Source organism: Parafannyhessea umbonata (assembly GCF_900111255.1).
Lineage (GTDB): Bacteria > Actinomycetota > Coriobacteriia > Coriobacteriales > Atopobiaceae > Olsenella_J > Olsenella_J umbonata_A.
In genome coordinates, this window is the sequence record NZ_FOGP01000002.1 from 337,809 (window position 1) to 356,993 (window position 19,185).

13 protein-coding genes are annotated in these 19,185 nt (G+C 65.1%); 10 read left to right on the top strand and 3 right to left on the bottom strand.

The genetic code is table 11. The annotated features are described in order from the left end of the window. The first annotated feature begins 348 nt into the window (after positions 1 to 348). Both BMY31_RS04200 and BMY31_RS04205 read left to right on the top strand, forming a co-directional pair. Positions 349 to 1,212 carry an ABC transporter substrate-binding protein gene (locus BMY31_RS04200; RefSeq protein WP_091008557.1) on the top strand — a complete coding sequence of 288 codons (864 nt, stop codon included), beginning with the start codon at positions 349 to 351 and terminating at the stop codon, positions 1,210 to 1,212. Positions 1,213 to 1,311: 99 nt separating this feature from the next. Then, on the top strand, positions 1,312 to 2,157 hold the full coding sequence (locus tag BMY31_RS04205; protein WP_091008560.1) for an ABC transporter substrate-binding protein: 846 nt from the start codon (positions 1,312 to 1,314) through the stop codon (positions 2,155 to 2,157). A 162-nt stretch (positions 2,158 to 2,319) separates the two neighbouring features. Here the strand turns inward: BMY31_RS04205 and BMY31_RS04210 are convergent, their stop codons facing one another. Further along, positions 2,320 to 3,042: a DUF554 domain-containing protein gene (locus tag BMY31_RS04210; protein ID WP_234970676.1), complete on the bottom strand. Its 723-nt coding sequence runs from the start codon at positions 3,040 to 3,042 to the stop codon at positions 2,320 to 2,322. A 254-nt stretch (positions 3,043 to 3,296) separates the two neighbouring features. Beyond that, on the bottom strand, positions 3,297 to 6,551 hold the full coding sequence (locus BMY31_RS04215) for a DEAD/DEAH box helicase (protein ID WP_091008562.1): 3,255 nt from the start codon (positions 6,549 to 6,551) through the stop codon (positions 3,297 to 3,299). A 408-nt stretch (positions 6,552 to 6,959) separates the two neighbouring features. On the opposite strand from BMY31_RS04215, the gene BMY31_RS04220 reads away from it, so the two are divergent. Further along, entirely contained in the window at positions 6,960 to 7,652 is a 693-nt protein-coding gene (locus BMY31_RS04220) for an iron-sulfur cluster assembly scaffold protein (RefSeq protein ID WP_078687013.1), read from the top strand. Between the two features lie 19 nt (positions 7,653 to 7,671). Beyond that, positions 7,672 to 8,688, top strand: coding sequence for a GGGtGRT protein (locus BMY31_RS04225; RefSeq protein WP_078687014.1), 1,017 nt, complete (start codon positions 7,672 to 7,674; stop codon positions 8,686 to 8,688). Positions 8,689 to 8,859: 171 nt separating this feature from the next. Here the strand turns inward: BMY31_RS04225 and BMY31_RS04230 are convergent, their stop codons facing one another. After that, positions 8,860 to 9,627, bottom strand: coding sequence for a MurR/RpiR family transcriptional regulator (locus tag BMY31_RS04230; protein WP_159443985.1), 768 nt, complete (start codon positions 9,625 to 9,627; stop codon positions 8,860 to 8,862). A 210-nt stretch (positions 9,628 to 9,837) separates the two neighbouring features. Here BMY31_RS04230 and BMY31_RS04235 point away from each other — a divergent pair, with 210 nt between their 5' ends. The 6 genes from BMY31_RS04235 (at position 9,838) to BMY31_RS04260 (ending at position 19,178) form a co-directional block, all read left to right on the top strand. Then, the gene (locus BMY31_RS04235; RefSeq protein ID WP_091008566.1) at positions 9,838 to 11,163 is read left to right on the top strand and encodes a 6-phospho-alpha-glucosidase; all 1,326 of its coding nucleotides are present in this window, start codon (positions 9,838 to 9,840) and stop codon (positions 11,161 to 11,163) included. Positions 11,164 to 11,226: 63 nt separating this feature from the next. Then, on the top strand, positions 11,227 to 12,798 hold the full coding sequence (locus tag BMY31_RS04240) for a PTS transporter subunit EIIC (protein WP_091008569.1): 1,572 nt from the start codon (positions 11,227 to 11,229) through the stop codon (positions 12,796 to 12,798). A 9-nt stretch (positions 12,799 to 12,807) separates the two neighbouring features. Then, positions 12,808 to 13,323 carry a PTS sugar transporter subunit IIA gene (locus BMY31_RS04245; RefSeq protein WP_078687018.1) on the top strand — a complete coding sequence of 172 codons (516 nt, stop codon included), beginning with the start codon at positions 12,808 to 12,810 and terminating at the stop codon, positions 13,321 to 13,323. Positions 13,324 to 13,565: 242 nt separating this feature from the next. Next, positions 13,566 to 15,476, top strand: a complete 1,911-nt coding sequence (locus tag BMY31_RS04250) for a fructose-1,6-bisphosphatase (RefSeq protein WP_091008571.1) — start codon at positions 13,566 to 13,568, stop codon at positions 15,474 to 15,476. 120 nt (positions 15,477 to 15,596) lie between these two features. Beyond that, positions 15,597 to 17,651: a YgiQ family radical SAM protein gene (locus tag BMY31_RS04255; RefSeq protein ID WP_257612371.1), complete on the top strand. Its 2,055-nt coding sequence runs from the start codon at positions 15,597 to 15,599 to the stop codon at positions 17,649 to 17,651. Between the two features lie 3 nt (positions 17,652 to 17,654). Continuing rightward, positions 17,655 to 19,178: a hypothetical protein gene (locus BMY31_RS04260; RefSeq protein ID WP_091008576.1), complete on the top strand. Its 1,524-nt coding sequence runs from the start codon at positions 17,655 to 17,657 to the stop codon at positions 19,176 to 19,178. Positions 19,179 to 19,185 lie beyond the last annotated feature (7 nt).

The window sequence follows — 19,185 nt, forward strand, 5'->3', positions numbered from 1 at the left end:
CGTTCCTTCACAGGCTGTGCAGTTTTACACAGCCTGTGAAGTATTGCACAGGGTGAGAAGGAACGCTGCCCCGCTCGGACGACTTCCACAGACGAACCATGATGGCGGACATGGCCCCACAACATGCAGAATCACTCTTTTGTTATGCGTAACAGTGCTGTTTTGAAACATCGACTTTCGGTATGTTTGCATTTCTCATACCTGTTTATAACGCCTTTGTTACGGCTTTGCGATTGATTGCGCGGGACGCGCACGGCGGGCGCAAACTTTCCTGCAACGCACGGAGCAACCCCCGGGCGCAGGCAGGCGACCGAACGGCCGCGAAAGCAAATAGGGACGGAGACCCACATGGCTGACATCACACGCAAGAACCACCCGCTCGACGCCCTCGTCTCGCGACGAAACTTTGTCGCCCTCTGCGGAGCGGGAGCAGCCGGACTGGGCCTCGCCGCATGCGGCGCGCAGCCGTCCGGCGACGGGTCCGCGGACTCCGCCAAGAGCGAGAGCGGCTACACCCTCGTCGAGGGGGGCAAGCTCATCGGCGTCTCCGACATGGCCTATCCCCCGCTGGAGTCCATTCCCGACGGCGGCAGCGAGCCCGAAGGTTTCGAGATCGACATGATGGACGCCCTCGCAAAGAAGCTCGGCCTCCAGATGAAGTGGCTGCCAGCGACTAAGTTCGACACGATAATCCCGCTGATCAAGCAGGGCGGGAAGGCCGACGTGGGCGTCTCGGCGTTCACGATCACCGACGAGCGCAGGCAGGAGATCGACTTCACCGACTCCTACCTCGACTCCAACCAGGGCCTGGTGGCCCCCAAGGCCGCCGGCGAGCTGAGCGAGGAGAAGCTCAACGTCGCGGGCACCCAGATTGCGGTCCAGTCCGGCACTACCGGCGAGGCCTGGGTGAAGGAGAACCTCCCCGAGGCCACCTGCGTGCCCCTGGACGACGCCATCCAGGCGATGACCGGCGTCCAGACGGGGCTCTACGCAGCCTGCGTAGCGGACCTGCCCGTCATGTCCTACTTGTGCAAGGAGTCCTACACCGACCTGCAGGTCGCCATCGAGATCCCCACGGGCGAGCAGTACGGCATCGTAGTGAGCAAGGACAACCAGCAGCTGACCAAGGACCTCGACAAGGCCATCGCCGAGATGCAGAGCGACGGCACCATGGACGAGCTCCAGCAAAAGTGGTTCGGCACCACGCTCTAGCGCAGGGCCGCCCCAGACACCGGCGCGTCCGGCGCCGACAGCCAAACAGCCAATCAACTACCAGAGCCCGCCGCGCGCGGGGTTGGGAGAAACAGCAACATGAACTCGAACGCACTTTCCCGCAGGAACTTCGTCCAGCTCGTCGGCCTCGGCCTCGCCGGCATGGGGGCCGCCGGCCTGGCGGGCTGCGCCGGCCAGAGCGCCCCGGCGGACTCGTCCGCCAAGGACGACGACGGCTTCAAGCTGGTCGAAGACGGCAAGCTCACGCTCGTCTCCAACTTCTACTTCCCGCCCTTCGTCTCGATGAACGAGAAGACCGGTGACTACGAGGGCTTCGACGTCGACCTCTACAAGGCCATCTGCGAGAAGCTCTCGCTCGAGCCCAACATCCTGCCGACGGTTCAGTTCGACACCATCATCCCGACCATCAAACAGGGCGGCAAGGCCGACGTCTCGCTGGGCGCGATCACCATCACCGACGCCCGCGAGCAGGAGATCGACTTCAGCGACCCATACCTCGACTCCAACCAGTCCATCGTCGTGCGCAAGGACGCGACCGCGACGACCACCGAGCAGCTCAATGCCGACGGCATGCAGATCGCCGTCCAGGGCGGCACCTCCGGCGAGGGGTGGGCGAAGGAGAACCTTCCCAAGGCGACCATCGTCCCTCTGGACGACATCATCCAGGCGCTGACCGGCGTACAGTCCAACCTGTACGCGGCCTGCATCACCGACCTGCCCGTCTCGAGCTACGAGATCAAGATTGCCTACAGCGACCTCATGATTCCCGAAGGCGGCGAGATTCCCACCGGCGAGCAGTACGGCGTCGTCATCAGCAAGGACCAGCCCGGCCTTACCAAGGCAATCAACAAGGCCCTCGCCGACATCCAGAGCGACGGCACCATGGACTCCCTGCAGCAGAAGTGGTTCGGCCAGACCCTCTAGCGCAGACGCCCCGGCGGCGCCAGCGGCTCGGCAGCGCCGCCCGCAGGCGACCATAGGCACAAGCAGCACCCCGGGCCCGTCCAGATGGACGGGCCCGGGGTGCCTTGGTTGCAGAGGCCTTCAATTGCGGAGAAGCGCCCCCTCTCGGCATCACGACCTTCGCTACAGCAGGCCGAGCGCCGTCATCACGGGAACGAGCGCGATGGGCATGAAGGCCGCGGGCAGCATGTTGGCGACCTTGAGGTCGGTCAGCTTCAGCAGGTTCAGGCCGACAGCGAGCAGCAGGAGCGAGCCGGTGACGGCAATCTCGGTGATGACCGCCTGGGTCAGGAGACCGCCGAGCGCTGCCGCAAGGAGGCTGAGCACGCCCTGGTAGACGAAGACGCTCACTGCGACAAAGGGCACGCCGATGCCCATGGTGGCCGCGAAGGGGATGCAGACGACGAGGTCGATCAGGCCCTTGGCGATCAGGGTGGCGTGATCGAGCTGGATGCCGGACTGCAGCGAGCCCACGATGCCCATGGCGCCGGTGCAGCAGAACAGCGTCGCGTTGACGAAGCCCTGCGAGAAGCTGCCCAGGCGCTTGCTGCCCGCGAACGCCGCGTTCAGGCGGCGCTGTGCCCAGTCGCCCAGGCGGTTGACGGCGCCGTCGAGGTCGATGAGGTAGCCGACGAGGCTTCCCAGCGCGACGGCCAGGGTGACCACGACGATGCTGCCGCCCGAGGCCATGCCCTGCACGCCGACGAGCACGACGCAGAGGCCCTGCCCCTTCAGGAGGAAGTCTCCCAGGTCGTCGGAAACGTGACTCTTGAACACGAGGCCAATCAGGCCGCCGACGGCAGCCTCCACGGCGTTGATGAGGGCACCAAGCAGAACCACGGGCACTTCTCCCCTTCTGAATATTGGATAGGATGTCGCCTGCAGACGAGATAGCTGTGCAGAGACTGTCTGAGGATACGCCCCGGGCGGCCCCGCGGGGAGGGCGGCGGGGCACTTCACCGTCAGAACAGACGGGCGGGCGGCCCGCGTGGGGCCGGCCGCCGAGAGCGGCTCGCGTCGCCCCGACCAGTCACCGGGACCAGTAGCCCAGATCAGTCGCCGGGACCAGCTGCCGGGACTGGCCGCAGGGGTCGCTCGGGCTAGTCGCCCAGAAGCTCGATGAGGTCCTCCTTGCGAAGCGAGCCCAGCGAGCTGCCGCCGCCCTCGCCGACCACCTGCTCGGCCAGGTCGGACTTGGCCTCCTGCAGCGCCAGGATGCGGTCCTCGATGGTGTCGCGGGCGATGACCTTGTAGACCGTAACGTCCTTGGTCTGGCCGATGCGGTGGGCGCGGTCGGTCGCCTGGTTTTGCGCGGCCGCGTTCCACCAGGGGTCCGCGTGCACGACGACGTTCGCGCCCGTCAGGTTGAGGCCGGTGCCACCCGCCTTGAGCGAGATCAGGAACACGGGCGTGTCGTCCTTGTTGAAAGCGTTGACCAGCTTTATGCGGCGCTTCTTGGGCGTGGCGCCGGTGAGGACGTAGTAGCTCACGCGACTCTCGTCGAGCTTCCGCGCGATGACGTCCAGGTAGCTCGTGAACTGCGAGAAGACAAGCATCTTCTGCTGCGCGTCGACCGACGCCGAGACGAGGTCCATGATCGCGTCGAGCTTCGCGGAGCCGCCCTCGTAGTCCTCGTAGACCAGGGCGGGGTCGCAGCAGATCTGCCTGAGCCTCATGAGCTCGGCGAGGATCTCCATGCGGTCCTTGCCGAACACGTTGTCGCGGCTCTTGGACAGCGCCACGCGAAGCGCCTGCTCGTGGGCGTGGTAGAGCTTGCGCTGCTCGCCATCGAGCTCCGCGTAGACCACCTGTTCCAGCTTGTCGGGGAGGTCGGTCAGGACCTCGTCCTTGCGGCGGCGCAGCACGAAGGGCGCGACGGTCTCGGAAAGAAGGCGGGCCGCGCTCTCGTCGCCGTCCAGGATGGGCTGCTCGTAGCGCTCGCGGAAGCGGTCATAGGAGGCCAGGAAGCCAGGCATGAGGTAGTCGAAGATGCTCCAGAGCTCGCTCACACGGTTCTCGATGGGCGTGCCCGTGAGCGCAAAGCGGTTCCTGGCGGGGACCAGCTTCACGGTCCTCGCGATGAGGGTGTCGCGATTCTTTATGTACTGCGCCTCGTCGAGCACCTCGCACCAGAAGTCCATCTTCGAGTAGTCCTCGATGTCGCGGCGCAGAAGCTCGTAGGAGGTGATGTAGACGTCGTACCAGTTTTCCTGCCGCAGCTCGGCGCGCTCCTCGGCGCCGCCGGCCACCAGGGCCACGTTCAGCGAGGGCGCGAACTTCTTGATCTCGGAGCGCCAGTTGTAGACCAGGGACGCAGGGCAGACGATGAGCGCAGGCCCCTCCTCCCTTCGGGCCAGCAGCAGCGAGATCATCTGCAGCGACTTGCCCAGGCCCATCTCGTCGGCCAAGATGCCGCCGAAGCCCATGTCACAAAGGGCGCTCAGCCACTGGAAGCCCGCCTTCTGGTATGGGCGCAGGATAGGCGCGACGGATGCGGGCGGCTCGTAGACCGAGGGGTCCACCGCATGGAAGTTATCGATGTAGGTCGAGAAGGACAGGTCCTTCTGGGCGTCCGGGACCATCGAGTCGAGGATGAACGCCTTGTAGGAGGGGATCTCGACCGAGCCGCGGGCAAGGTCCTCGGAGGTGAGACCCAGCTCGTCGGCCAGCTCGGCAGCCTCGCTCAGGTCGACACGCGAGAGGTCGACGAAGGAGCCGTCCGCAAGGCGGTGGAAGCGACGGTGCTGGCGGTAGCTGTCCAGCAGCGCGTAGAGCTCGTTGAGCGGGAGGTCCTCCGCCGAGACCGTGAGGTTGATGAGCTTGGCGCGCACCGAGAGGCCCATGGTGATGCGGGGCGTGGCGGTGGCGGCGAGGCGGTCGTAGGACTCGGTCGTGATGACCGTACCCACCTTCCGAAGCTCGGCCATGCCCTCGAAGACGAAGCGCGCCATGGCGTCGGGGTCGTCGTCGGGAATGCGCGCTACGGAGCTCGTGGCGCCCAGCGTGAAGAAGCGGCCCACGAGAGCGCGGGCGTCAGCCTCGCCCACGACGTCGCGACCGGACTCGATGCTCTCCCCCACCTCGCGTCGGGCGATGTGGTAGCTTGACTCGCCATAGATTGCCAGCACGTCGCAGGTGATTCCCCCGCGCGCGTGGCCGATGCGGAACTCGAGCTCAAGGGGGTCGGGGCGCAGGTCGTCGAGCTCGTCGGGAACATGCACCTTGAAAGTGCGCTCGAGCGAGGGCAGCACGGCCTCCGCGAAGCGGGGCGCGTCGCCGCGAGAGAGCATGAGGTGGCTTGCCACGTTGCCGTAGACGTTGGTCATGAAGTTCGCCACGTCGTTCAGGCGGGACGTGCAGCGGAAGAGCCTGTCGTCCTGCACGGCGTAGAGAAGGCCATCGGACGTGAAGAAGTCGGCCTCGCCCTCGCGGACGATCTCGAAGGCGCCGTCGTCTTTCGTCTCGAAGCCGATGCCCACGTCGGGGTCGCCCTGGCAGACGGTCACGGCGCGCTTTCGCACGACCGCGCCGGAGGGGCTCGTGCCGTCGATGATGACCCGGCGCCCCATCATGAAGTCCACCAGCTCGTCGATCTCGGGCCCGGTGAGGCGCATCTGGCGCCCGATCTTGACCTTGCCGCTGCCCGGCCCGCCGTTGCGGCCGTGGCCGCCGGAGCGCTCGGCCGCAAACGCGCGGCGGTTCTGAACCGCGCGCAGGACGAACGAGGCGATCTTGGCACTGGTGGGCTCGAACATGTCGAGCGTGTGGGTAAAGGCGAGGCAGGTGCCATACGTGTGGTAGCTCCCCCTGGCCAGGTGGTCGGCGAACTCGCTCACGCTGGTGATGACGTAGGACCCCGAGGCCCCGATGATGCGCAGCCGCAGGCAGACGTCGCCATCGCAGTACAGCGTGGGCTCAAGCACGATGCTGCCCGAGGCCGGCTTCTTGCGCGGCACCCTGAGCCGCGGCTTGCGAATGCTGGACTCGATGTAGGAGCTCAGGGCCGACGAGGTGTAGACCTGGTCGACGTGGCCAAAGCCCTCATAGTCATGGGCATGCTCGTTGAAGTCGAGCGCCAGGGCGACGCAATGCTTGCACGCCCCCTTGAAGCGTCCGGACCAGGAGCAGTTGCAGGTGCACTCGACCACCGAGTCGGCCGACTCGTCGAGTACGACGCACGCCTCGTAGTGGTCCTGGTCGTCGACGGAGCCGTCGACGTTCGCGGTCAGGACCGTGTTGCCGCCCTCGTAGGCGCAGGTGCGGTGCCATATTGCTCCCCGCCGTTCGGCAAGGGTCTCGGCGCGGTTCAAAACTGAGTTGCGAGTCACGCGCGCAAGAGCTTCCCTAGAGATCACCGAAGCTGCCTCCAAACGATAAACATACATGTTGTGCAGGCAATTCATGCGTCACCCACACAGAGGGGAGAAGACCTGGGCAAGACGTCCGGACCCTTCCCTCACATAACTTGTGCATCTGTCTAGACTAGCGCGTTTTGGGGTGTCGGCCGGTCTCTTTTTGATTGAGCGGCCAGGGCCGCAAGCCGCGACGCGGGGGCGCTTCTCGGCGGCGCTCTCTATGCAAATGACTACATAGCGTTGTCCATTTACGCGTGGGAATGTCTTTTTTGCCCCATCTGAGCCGTCAACCGTCGATTTGCTGCCGTCTGGAATAAAATATTCTCTGTCTGCCATAAGGTCAGACAACACCGGACAGATGCGCTCGGGGAAGGGCCCAGGGCGCTTTATGTGGTGGAGAGGAGAACCATGCAGTATTCCGCAGAAGTGGAGAAGATGTGCCCCGTCACCAAGGGCGCATACCACGGACCTGCACCCATCCCCGAGGAGGGCAAGTGGGTTCAGGCGAAGCAGATCAGCGACATTGCCGGCTACACGCACGGCATTGGCTGGTGCGCACCCCAGCAGGGCGCCTGCAAGCTCAGCCTCAACGTTAAGGAAGGTGTCATCGAGGAGGCCCTGGTCGAGACCATCGGCTGCTCCGGCATGACGCACTCCGCAGCAATGGCCGCAGAGATCCTCCCGGGAAAGACCATCCTCGAGGCTCTGAACACCGACCTTGTCTGCGACGCCATCAACGTTGCAATGCGCGAGCTCTTCCTGCAGATCGTCTACGGCCGCACGCAGACCGCCTTCTCTGAGGACGGCCTCCCCGTCGGCGCTGGCCTCGACGACCTCGGCAAGGGCCTCCGCTCCATGGTGGGCACCACCTACGGCACCAAGGCCAAGGGCGCTCGTTACCTCGAGCTGGCTCAGGGCTACGTCACGCACCTCGCCCTCAACGAGAACAACGAGATCATCGGCTTCGAGTTCCTCAACCTCGGCAAGTTCACCGATGCCATCAAGTCTGGCACCGATGCCAAGCAGGCCGTCGAGGACGCTATGGGTCGCTATGGCCAGTGGGACAACCCCGCCAAGGTCATCGATCCCCGCGAAGAGTAGAGAAAGGAGCTGAGCATACATGGCAGTTACGTTCGAAGGCTATGAGCGTCGCATCGACAAGATCAACGAGACGCTGGCAAAGTACGGCATCGCTGACCTCGAGGAAGCCCTCAAGCTCTGCACCGACAAGGGTTTCAACCCGTATGACATCACCGAGGATGTCCAGTCCATCGCGTTCGAGAACGCCAAGTGGGCTTACACGCTCGGCTGCGCTATTGCTCTGAAGAAGGCCGAGAAGGGCGAGGTCACCAACGCCTCCGAGGCAGCCGCCGCCATCGGCGAGGGCCTGCAGGCCTTCTGCGTCCCCGGCTCCGTGGCCGAGGACCGCAAGGTCGGTCTCGGCCACGGCAACCTGGGCGCAATGCTGCTCGGCGAGGACACCGAGTGCTTCGCGTTCCTGGCTGGCCACGAGTCCTTCGCAGCCGCTGAGGGTGCCATCGGCATCGCCAACAACGCCAACAAGGCCCGCAAGAAGCCGCTGCGCGTCATCCTCAACGGCCTCGGCAAGGATGCGGCCCAGATCATCGCCCGCATCAACGGCTTCACCTACGTCCAGACCCAGTTCGACTACTTCACGGGCGAGCTGAAGGTCGTCAAGACGATCCCGTACTCCGATGGTCCCCGCGCCAAGGTCAACTGCTACGGCGCCGACGACGTCCGCGAGGGCGTTGCCATCATGTGGCACGAGAACGTTGACATCTCCATCACCGGCAACTCCACGAACCCGACCCGCTTCCAGCACCCCGTTGCGGGCACCTACTTCAAGGAGCGCACGCTGGCTGGCAAGAAGTACTTCTCCGTCGCCTCTGGTGGCGGCACCGGCCGTACGCTGCACCCGGACAACATGGCTGCCGGCCCCGCCTCTTACGGCATGACCGACACCATGGGCCGCATGCATTCCAGCGCCCAGTTCGCCGGCTCCTCCTCCGTCCCCGCGCACGTCGACATGATGGGCCTGATTGGCATGGGCAACAACCCCATGGTCGGCTGTACCGTCGCCTGCGCCGTCGCTGTCGAGGGCGCCATCAAGGCCTAGGTTCGCATCGAACCCTGAGCCCCCTTGGACTCACGAGACCCGTCACCTTGGTGGCGGGTCTTTTTCTGTTACGGCCCCTCGCGAGGCGAGAATAGTAAGGCGCCGACCGAACTGCGACGGCACACCGGTCGCCTCTTTCTGCGCGCAGCCCCAGCCGCGCGAGCCCCTGCCCTACTCGCCCGCAGCCTCCACGGCGGACGCACGCTTAGAGCACAGCTGGAAGTAGCGTTCGAAGACCGTCTCCATCACGTAGTAGAAGCAGAGCCTGCTGGTCAGGTCCATGCTGTCGTAGACGATGTGCTTGTCCATGGCGTAGAGCGCAATGTCAGCCTGCTTGGCAAGCTTGTTCTTCGAGAGTCCCGTCAGCGTGATGAGGGTCGCGCCGTGGGACTTTGCAATGGCGGCCGCCTCGACCGACAGCCTGGTCTGTCCGGTCACGCTCACCACGAACACCACGTTGGGAGCCTCCGCGCGTTTGGCGGCATGACGCATCACGTGGCGTTCGGTGTAGACGACCGAGTCCTTACCCATGATCGTGAGGCGCCGGCTCATGTCCTCGCACGGAAGCGCCGAGAGTCCCGACGCGAAGAAGTCCACGCGCCGCGCACCGTCCAGGGCGTGCACCACCTGGTCCACGACTTCGTCGTTGAGCAGCTCGTGGGTGCGGATGATCTGCTCGTCCAGACTCGTGCGCTCCATGACAAAGCCAGCCTCCTGAAGGGAGAGCAGGTACGAGGTCTTGAGGTCGTTGAACCCCTTGTATCCCAGCTTGTGCGCCAGGCGCGTGATGGTGTTGGGCGCGACGTAGAAGTGGTCCGCGAGAGAGCGGGCCGTCAGCTCTCCCACACCCTCCTTGCTCGCAATAACGTAGCGGAGAATGTCCGCATCCAGGTCGTTGAGCTTTTCGGCGTTCTCCGCGACGGCCTCATAGAATTCCACGAGCGCTCCAGTCATCCGATGTGTATGGATACACAGACCTGTGTCACAACTCGAAAAGTGTATCGCCGAGCCGAATGGCTATGCAACCCGCACTTTTTTTGCACCCATACGGTAAAACGGATTGCGTCGCGGCGAGACGAAATCCCGGGAGCGTCAACACTGCCGCATTGCTGGAAGCAAATGGCTCCAAACCAAGGAAAGTGGTTTTCGATGAAGGACAAGCTCAACATCGTTATCGTCGGCGGCGGCTCCACCTGGTGCCCCGGCATCCTCAAGTCGCTCACCAAGCACCAGGACATCTTCCCGCTCAACCGCGTAATCATGTTCGACACGGACGCAGAGCGCCAGGCCGTGATCGGCGAGTTCGGCAAGATCCTGTTCCGCGAGGAGGCCCCCGAGGTCGAGTTCGACTACACAACCGACAAGGACGTGGCATACGAGGATGTCGACTTCGTTCTGTGCCAGATTCGTACCGGCGGCTACGACATGCGCTCCAAGGACGAGAAGATCCCCCTGCACATGGGCCTCATCGGTCAGGAGACCGTCGGTGCCGGCGGCATGGCCTACGGCATCCGTTCAATGACCGACATGATCGAGATCGTTAAGGACGTCCGTGCCCACAGCCCCAAAGCTTGGATCATCAACTACACCAACCCCGCAGCGCTCGTGGCCTACGGCCTGCAGAAGGCCTTCCCAAAGGAGGACCACATCCTCAACATCTGCGATCAGCCCGTCAATCTGCTGCGCTCCTATGGCCGTCTGCTGGGCCGCGACTCAAGCGAGTTCGAGCCCGTCTACTTCGGCCTGAACCATTTCGGCTGGTTCACGCACCTCTACGACAAGGATGGCGTCGACCTCGTCCCGACCGTCAAGAAGTTCGTTAAGGAGAACGGCTTCAAGCCGGTCGACGCCGAGCAGCGCGACCAGTCCTGGCTCGACACCTACGCGATGGTCGCCGACATGCTCCAGGACTTCCCCGACTACCTGCCCAACACCTACCTGCAGTACTACCTCTATCCCAAGTACAAGCTCGCTCACCTCGACCCCGACTACACCCGCAGCGACGAGGTCATCAACGGGCGCGAGAAGCGCGTCTTCGCCGAGTGTCGCCGCGTCGCCGAGGTCGGCACCGCCAAGGACTCCTCGGTAGTCCAGAATGACGCGCACGGCGACATGATCGTCGAGGTCTCCTCGGCCATCTACCGCAACACGCGCCAGACCTTCATCGTCATGGTCAAGAACGACGGCATCGTCAAGGACTTCCCGGACGACGCGATGGTCGAGGTCGCGGCAAGCGTCGGCGTAAACGGCCCCCAACCCTACGCCGTCGGCGAGATCGGCACCTTCTACCACGGCCTAATGGTCAACCAGTACTCCTACGAGCGCCTTGCGATCGAGGCCTACTTCGAGCACTCCTACGAGAAGGCGCTCCAGGCCCTCACGCTCAACCGCCTCGTCAACGACGCCAAGGACGCCCGCGCCATCCTCGACAAGCTCATCGAGGCCAACAAGGACTACTGGCCCGAGCTCAGCTAGTCGCCCACGTGCGGAAGGCACGGCAAACCTAAGATTCAGTGGAGAGTAGTGAGAGGAATCAAGATGAATAAAGAAGAGGTGCTTGGAAAGTTCCAGCGCTTGGGCAAAGTCCTCATGACGCCCGTGCTCATCCTGCCTATCGCTGGCATCCTCGTTGGCCTGGGCAACGCGTTCACGAGCAAGTCGCTTATCGCCGTGGCACCCTGGCTCGGTACCATCGTGCCGACCATGATCTTCACGCTCTGCAAGGTCGCAGGCAACGTGGTCATGGGCAACATCCCCGCAATCTTCGCGATCTGCGTCGCCTACGGCTTCGCGAAATCCGAAAAGGCCACAGCCGCGCTCTGCGGCTTCCTGGGCTACATGACGATGAACACCGTCATGGGCACCTTCCTGACCACCACGGGCGTCATCGACCCCGCGAACCTCGCCACCGGCCAATCCTCCATCCTGGGCGTGAGCACGCTCGACACCGGCGTCATCGGCGGCCTCGCAGTCGGTGCGCTCGTCGCCTGGCTGCACAACCGCTACTACAAGATCGAGCTTCCGCCCGTGCTGTCCATCTTTAACGGCACCCGTTTCATCCCCGCGGTCACGCTCCTCTTCTGCACCGTACTCGGCCTTCTGATGTCCTTCATCTTCCCGCCCATCCAAGGTGCCCTGGGCATGCTGAGCGAGTTCATCCGCAGCACCGGCGCGCTGGGTAGCTTCGTCTACGGCGCGGCCGAGAGGCTCCTGCTCCCCTTCGGCCTGCACCACTTCGTGTACCTGCCCTTCATGTTCACCAGCCTGGGCGGCACTGCCACCATCGACGGTACGGACCTGACAGGCGCGGTGAACATCTACAGCGCCATCCTCAACTCCAGCAGCACGCCCTTTGACATCGAGGTCAGCCGCTTCGTCATGAACGGCAAGGTCATCTTCGCGATGTTCGGCCTCACAGGCGCGGCACTCGCCTTCTACCACACCGCTCTGCCCGAGAACAAGAAGAAGGTCGGCGCGCTCATGATTGCCGTCGTCATCCCCTGCTTCTTCATGGGCATCACCGAGCCGATCGAGTACTCGTTCCTGTTCATCGCCCCCGTTCTCTACGTCTTCCACGCAGTCATGGCAGGCCTCGCCTACGCCCTCACCTACCTGTTGAACTTCAACGTCGCCGGTTCCGCGGCATTCGGCGGCCCGTTCCTCTCGCTGGTGTTCAACGGCATCCTGGGCACTGGCAAGGGCTCCAACTGGCAGGTCATCCTGATCCTGGGCCCCGTCTACTTCGCAGCCTACTACTTCGCCTTCAAGGCCATCATCCTCAAGAAGGGCCTCAAGACCCCGGGCCGCGAAGACGCCTCCGACGAGGACGACGCTCCCCAGGCGACCGTAAGCAGCACCGAGATCAGCAAGGTTATCCCGCAGATCATCCAGGCCGTCGGCGGCGCGCAGAACATCAAGAGCGCCGACGCCTGCTTCACCCGCCTGCGCCTGCAGCTGAACGACATGGACAAGGTTGCAGATGACGGCGTATTCACCCGCGACCTGGGCGCCAACGGCATCGTCCACGTGAGCGGCGGCGTACAGATCGTCTACGGCAACAAGGCCTCGCTCTACGCCACGCAGATGCGCGAAGCCCTCGAGCAGGAGTAGTGACCGGCCATGTTCATCAGGAACCCCTTCTCTCGCTCGCGGCTAGTCACCACCAAGACTGACGGCAAGGCTCCCACAGGCGTCAGCATCGTCAGTCCCGCGACGGGCGAGGCAGAGCCCTTGGAGAAGTGCTCGGACGAGGTGTTCGGCAAGGGCATGATGGGCCCCGGCGCCCTCATCATCCCCAGCGAGGGCAAGATCTTCTCGCCCGTCGACGGCAAGATCGAGGTGCTCTTCGACACGCTCCACGCCTTCGGCTTCAAGACCCCCGAAGGATGCGAGGTCATGCTGCACGTGGGCATCGACACCGTCGAGCTCGGCGGCGCCCCGTTCGTGGCCCACGTCGCCCAGGGCGACACCGTCCGCAAGGGCGACCTGCTGCTCGACATGGACCTCTCGGCCATCGAGGCCGCGGGCAAGAGCAGCGAGACGCTCGTAATCGTGACCGACGCGCACGGCAAGCAGGTCAGCCTCACCAACAACGGCTCCGTGCAGGCGGGCGACCCCATCCTGAGCGTCGCGTAGCCGCACGCGCCCAACAGTCCCCCACCCCCCTGCGAGGCCCCGCTCCGGCGGGGCCTTTCGCTTTCGCAGAAGTGCCACGCCCACAGGCCCGCCACAACTCGGGCCGTGCGGGACCCGCCGCCGTGGCGTCGGGCCCCCTAGTCGAAACACACGGCCCCTCCATACACGCCCCGCATAGAATGTGCTCGCCAATGCATACGAATCGGCGCACCAACGCAGCGCAGTCACAGCAAGGAGCATGAATGGGCGTAATGTCGGGCAACTTCACCGAGGACCTCCGGTTCAGCAAGCTGCTGGCACGCGAGTTTTCCAACAGGCAGTCCGCCATCAGCGAGATCATCAACCTCGAGACCATCCTCACCCTTCCCCGCGGCACCGAGCACTTCGTGAGCGACATCCACGGCGAGCACGAGGCGTTCATACACATCCTCAACAACTGCTCCGGCGTCATCCGCGAGCAGATTCGCGTCATCTTTGACGGCGAGCTGGACGACCATGGACAGGAGGAGCTGCGTACCCTGGTCTACTACCCGCGCGAGAAGCTCGAGCGCATCCACGCGCACGGCCTCGCGACCGACGAGTGGTACCAGGTGAACCTGTACAACCTGGTGCGCCTGGCGCGCTGGATCGCCGGCAAGTACACGCGCTCCAAGGTGCGCAAGTCGATGCCACGCGAGTACGCCTACATACTGGACGAGCTCATGCACGCCACCCGCGACGAGGAGAAGGTCCGCCACGAGTACCACCAGTCGATCCTCCGCTCCATCGTGGGCACGGGCGCGCAGGACGACTTCGTCGAGGCGCTGGCCACACTCATCAAGCGCCTGGCCGTCGACCGTCTGCACGTGGTGGGCGACATCTACGACCGCGGCCCGCACGCGGACCGCATCATCCACGACCTCAAGAACCACCCCTCCGTCGACATCCAGTGGGGCAACCACGACATCGCCTGGATGGGAGCCGCCTGCGGGTCTCTGGCCTGCATCTGCTCCATCGTGCGCACCTGCGTGCGCTACGACACGCTGGACATCCTCGAGAGCGCCTACGGCATCTCCCTGCGCAAGCTGGCGCTGTTCGCAGATGCCACCTACCGCCACGACGACGCCGTCGCACCCATGGAGAAGGCCATCGACGTCATCCTCTTCAAGGTCGAGGGCCAGACCTTCCGCCGCCATCCCGACTGGCGTCTCTCGAGCCACAGGCTGCTGCTCGACAAGATGGACCTCGCCCGCGGCGTCGTGAACGTCAACGAAACCGAGTGGCCGCTTTCGACCACCGACTTCCCCACTGTCGACCCGAAGGACCCCTTCGCGCTCTCGCCCGAAGAGGAAGAGCTGCTCCACGGCATCGCGCAGGCCTTCGGCGAGAGCGGCCGCCTGCACCGCCACATCTCGTTCTTCTACGAGCGCGGCTCGCTCTACCTGGTCCGCGACGGCAACCTGCTGTTCCACGGCTGCATCCCCATGGCGAAGGACGGGTCCTTCTCGCGCGTGATGTGCAACGGCGAGCTGCTGAGCGGCCGGGCCTACATGGACTTCTGCGACCACGTGGCGCGCCGTGCCTGGTCCCAGGGCGACCAGGACGCCCTCGACTGGATGTACTACCTGTGGTGCGGCGCGCACTCGCCGCTCTCGGGCCGCGTGGTCAAGACCTTCGAGCGCGCCTTCGTGCCCGACAAGGCCGCATGGGAGGAGCCGCGCAACCCCTACTACGAGCTCAGCAACGACGAGCGGGTCTGCGAGCGCATACTGGCGGAGTTCGGACTGGCGGGGCCAACCTGCCGCATCATCAACGGCCACACGCCGGTAAAGGCGTCCTCGGGCGAGAGCCCCGTACGCGCGAACGGCCGCAAGCTCGTGATTGACGGCGGCTTCTGCAAGGCCTACCACAAGAAGACGGGCATCGCCGGCTACACGCTGGTCTCGGGCTCGCACGACATGCGCATCAAGGCGCACCGCCCCTTCGACGGCATCGACTCCGCCCTGGACGACAACGCCGACATCATGAGCGAGAGCGACGTCATCTGCCGCTACGACCACCAGGTGCTCGTCGCCGAGACCGACCGCGGCGACGACATCCGCGAGCGCATCGAGGACCTCTCGCACCTGGTGGCGGCCTACCGCGAGGGACTGATCGTCGAGAAGTACGACTAGCCCTTCTCGGGCGCCCCCCTTGCGGGCGTCTGGCACGGAGCCACCACCGGCAACCCGTATAATCGGGAAGAAACGCCACGGCCGTACATGCACGTCGCGCGGCCACACCAAAGGAGCGACATGAGCTTTCTTCCCGTCAGCAAGCAGGACATGGCCGAGCGCGGCTGGGACCAGTGCGACTTCGTCTACGTGTGCGGAGACGCCTACGTGGACCACAGCTCGTTCGGCATGGCCATCATCACGCGCACGCTCGAGGCGCACGGCTACAAGGTCGGCGTCATCTGCCAGCCAGACTGGAAGGACCCCCAGAGCGTCAGGGTGCTGGGCGAGCCGCGCCTGGGCTTCATGGTCTCGAGCGGCAACATGGACTCGATGGTCAACCACTACACCGTCGCCAAGCGCCGCCGCAGCAAGGACTTCTACTCCCCCGGCGGCGTCATGGGCCTGCGCCCCGACCACGCCACCGTGGTCTACTCGAACCTCATCCGCAGCCAGTACAAGCACGCGCCCATCATCCTGGGCGGCATCGAGGCGTCGCTCAGGCGCCTGGCCCACTACGACTACTGGTCGAACGACCTCAAGCGCTCCATCCTGCTCGACTCCGGCGCCGACCTGCTGATCTTCGGCATGGGCGAGAAGAGCGTGGTCGAGGTTGCCGACGCGCTCGACTCGGGCCTGCCCGTCAGCCAGCTGACATGGATCCACGGCACCGCATACAAGACGCGCAACCTGGCGGACCTCGACGACCCCGTCATCCTCCCCACCTGGGAGGAGCTGCGCGCAGACAAGCTCAACTATGCCCGCAGCTTCGGCATCCAGAGCAAGAACCTCGACCCCTTCAGCGCGCACACGCTGGTCGAGGGCTATCCCCACGACGTCTACGTGGTGCAGAACCCACCCAGCATGCCGCTCACCACGCAGGAAATGGACGAGACCTACGAGCTCCCCTACGAGCGCACCTACCACCCCATGTACGAGGGCAGGGGCGGCATCCCCGCCATCAAGGAGGTCAAGTTCTCCATCGCCAACAACCGTGGCTGCCTGGGGCAGTGCAGCTTCTGCGCGCTCAACTTCCACCAGGGCCGCATCATCCAGGCTCGCAGCCACGAGTCGATCCTGGCCGAGGCGCGCCTGATGACCAAGGACCCGGACTTCAAGGGCTACATCAACGACATCGCCGGCCCCACGGCGAACTTCCGCATACCTGCCTGCCAGAAGCAGCTCAAGGCGGGAGCCTGCGTGAATCGCCGCTGCCTGAGTCCAAAGCCTTGCCCCAACCTGCGCGTGACCCATAAGGACCTTGTCAAGCTCCTGCGAGAGCTGCGCGCCATCCCCGGCATCAAGAAGGTCTTCATCCGCAGCGGCATCCGCTTCGACTACGCCATGCTCGACCCCGACCGCAGCTTCATCGAGGAGATCGCCAAGTACCACACCTCGGGCCAGCTGCGCCTTGCGCCCGAGCACATCTCGGACGCCGTGCTCGAGGTCATGGGCAAGCCCAGCAACGATTCCTACCAGGCCTTCTGCAAGGAGTTCTACCGCATCAGCAAGCAGGCCGGAAAGGAGCAGTACGTTCTGCCCTACCTGATGAGCAGTCACCCGGGCTCCACCATGAAGGAGGCCGTCAAGCTTGCCGAGTTCTGCCGCGACCTGGGCTACAACCCCGAGCAGGTGTCCGACTTCTACCCCACGCCCTCGACGGTCTCGACCTGCATCTACTACACGGGCGTCGACCCGCGTACCATGCAGGAGGTCTACTGCCCCACCAACCCGCACGAGAAGGCCATGCAGCGCGCGCTGATCCAGTATCGCAACCCCAAGAACTACGACCTGGTGGTCGAGGCGCTCCACCGCGCGCACCGCGAGGACCTCATCGGCTACGGGCCCAAGTGCCTGGTCCGTCCCGACGGCCCGCACGGCCCGAGGCGCGAGGGCGCCAAGGGCAAGGGCCCCAAGCGAGACGCCAAGGGACAGAAGGGCACGCCGGGCGAGAAGGGCAAGACCCCCCAGCGCAAGCGCGGCAAGAGCGGCAGGCCCGCCAGGGGCGTGGGAGCGTCCCACGGCACCGGAACCAACCCCAAGCAGGGAATCTACGCGGCGCGCGGCAGGCACCACGGAAAGAAGGCGCGCGGAGCCGGCAACGGCCGCGCCGGCAGGCCCCAAGGCGGAAGGTAAGACGTGACCACGGCACCCAATCCCATCGAGGCGCTCGCCCGGGCGTCCGCCAGCCAGACCAAGATCCGCTACGTTCGCTACCACGGCGCGTACGCGCGACCCTGCCCAGCCCCAGCCAAGGCGGACGGCTCGCCGCAGGCTGATTTCACAAGCACGCGGCCAGCTGACGCCACGGACGCGCGACAGCTGGCCATCCTGCGCCACATAGAGCTCCCGCGCATCAGGGAGCGTCTCTGGCACGGAGAGTCCATCCTTCTGGCCACGACCTCGCAGGAGCAGGCCCGGGCGGCGCTGCGCATTGTGCGCGAGGCGCTTGAGGGAGAAGAAATCGACACCGCGCTCGAGGGCGCCAACGTGATCCTGCACCGTCCGCAGTACGACGCCTACGACGCCGTCTATCTGCTGCCGGCCAACCCGGGTCCACAGGCTGGCGCGGGCGCGTTCGCGCTGGGCGGCATCGTCGTCAAGGGCGAGGTCTGCCTCGTCGCGTCGGCGGACGACCCGCAGGCCCAGGCCCTTCTGGCCACGGTTCCCGCAGAACGCCTGGGCGTGGAGGACTCGACGCTCCTCTCGATCTTCGACGACGTGCGCGAGGGCGTCACCACCCTCGAGGGCGAGCCGGTCCCCACCTTCCACCGCCGCGTCGGCCGCACCCTGCGCGAGCTGGACAAGAGCGGCAGCATCCCGCGCCTGTGGTTCAAGAAGAACGTCACGCTCTCGCAGCTCGCCGACCAGGACGGCGCGGGCCTGGGCAGGCTCGCGCGCCAGTGGGACGTGCCCAGCAACGCGTGCTTCGACTTCGCGGTGTTCGACCGCGTCAGCCGCAGGCTCTGCGCGCTGATCGACGTCCGGGCGCCGGGAGCGGCGAGCGACGCCCCGCAGGTCCGGACCAAGGCGCGCTTCGTGCGCGAGGCGCTGGGCGCCGCTGCGGTGACGCTCACGCAGCCCGAAGAGCCCACACACGCGGACGAGGGTGCGAACCCGGATGCCTCGACTTTCTCGTACGTCACCATCCCCACAGACGGCAGCACCTTCCTCGAGACCAAGGAGCTGCGGCTCAAGGCCATGTCGATGAGCCTTGCCGGCAGCCGCTACCTACCCGATGGCACCAAGCTGCCCGTCAGCCTGGCCCACGTGCTGCTGAGCGCCTTCAGGGCGCAGCGCTCGGACGACGAGCGGCGCCTCTACGTAAGCGAGGACGTGCTCAGGGCCGCGCGCGACGCGGGACTGAGCATCTGGCCCAAACCCAAGCCAAAAGACGAGGCCAAGGCCGCCAAGGCCAAGCGAAAGGCCGCCGACGCCGGCGGCGCGACGGCAAGGGACGCAGGCAAGAAGGGCGCGCCCCCCAGGGGCGGCAAGCAGGATGGCACAAGGCAGGACAGCGCCAGGCTCGGCCACGACGGCAAGCAGCCACATGGCAGCGGGCGTGCCGTCGCGCGGAAGCAGAAGGTCAAGCCCGGCTACAAGGCGAAGGCTAAGCGCAAGGCAAGGCGTACGCAGCACGGCCGCGAGGGCGGCAGGCGCTAAGCGAGAT

Coding starts and splice junctions, on each gene's coding strand:
- BMY31_RS04255 (WP_257612371.1), top strand. CDS start 15,597: ATGAGCTTTCTTCCCGTCAGCAAGCAGGACATGGCCGAGCGCGGCTGG.
- BMY31_RS04205 (WP_091008560.1), top strand. CDS start 1,312: ATGAACTCGAACGCACTTTCCCGCAGGAACTTCGTCCAGCTCGTCGGC.
- BMY31_RS04225 (WP_078687014.1), top strand. CDS start 7,672: ATGGCAGTTACGTTCGAAGGCTATGAGCGTCGCATCGACAAGATCAAC.
- BMY31_RS04235 (WP_091008566.1), top strand. CDS start 9,838: ATGAAGGACAAGCTCAACATCGTTATCGTCGGCGGCGGCTCCACCTGG.
- BMY31_RS04220 (WP_078687013.1), top strand. CDS start 6,960: ATGCAGTATTCCGCAGAAGTGGAGAAGATGTGCCCCGTCACCAAGGGC.
- BMY31_RS04240 (WP_091008569.1), top strand. CDS start 11,227: ATGAATAAAGAAGAGGTGCTTGGAAAGTTCCAGCGCTTGGGCAAAGTC.
- BMY31_RS04200 (WP_091008557.1), top strand. CDS start 349: ATGGCTGACATCACACGCAAGAACCACCCGCTCGACGCCCTCGTCTCG.
- BMY31_RS04250 (WP_091008571.1), top strand. CDS start 13,566: ATGGGCGTAATGTCGGGCAACTTCACCGAGGACCTCCGGTTCAGCAAG.
- BMY31_RS04245 (WP_078687018.1), top strand. CDS start 12,808: ATGTTCATCAGGAACCCCTTCTCTCGCTCGCGGCTAGTCACCACCAAG.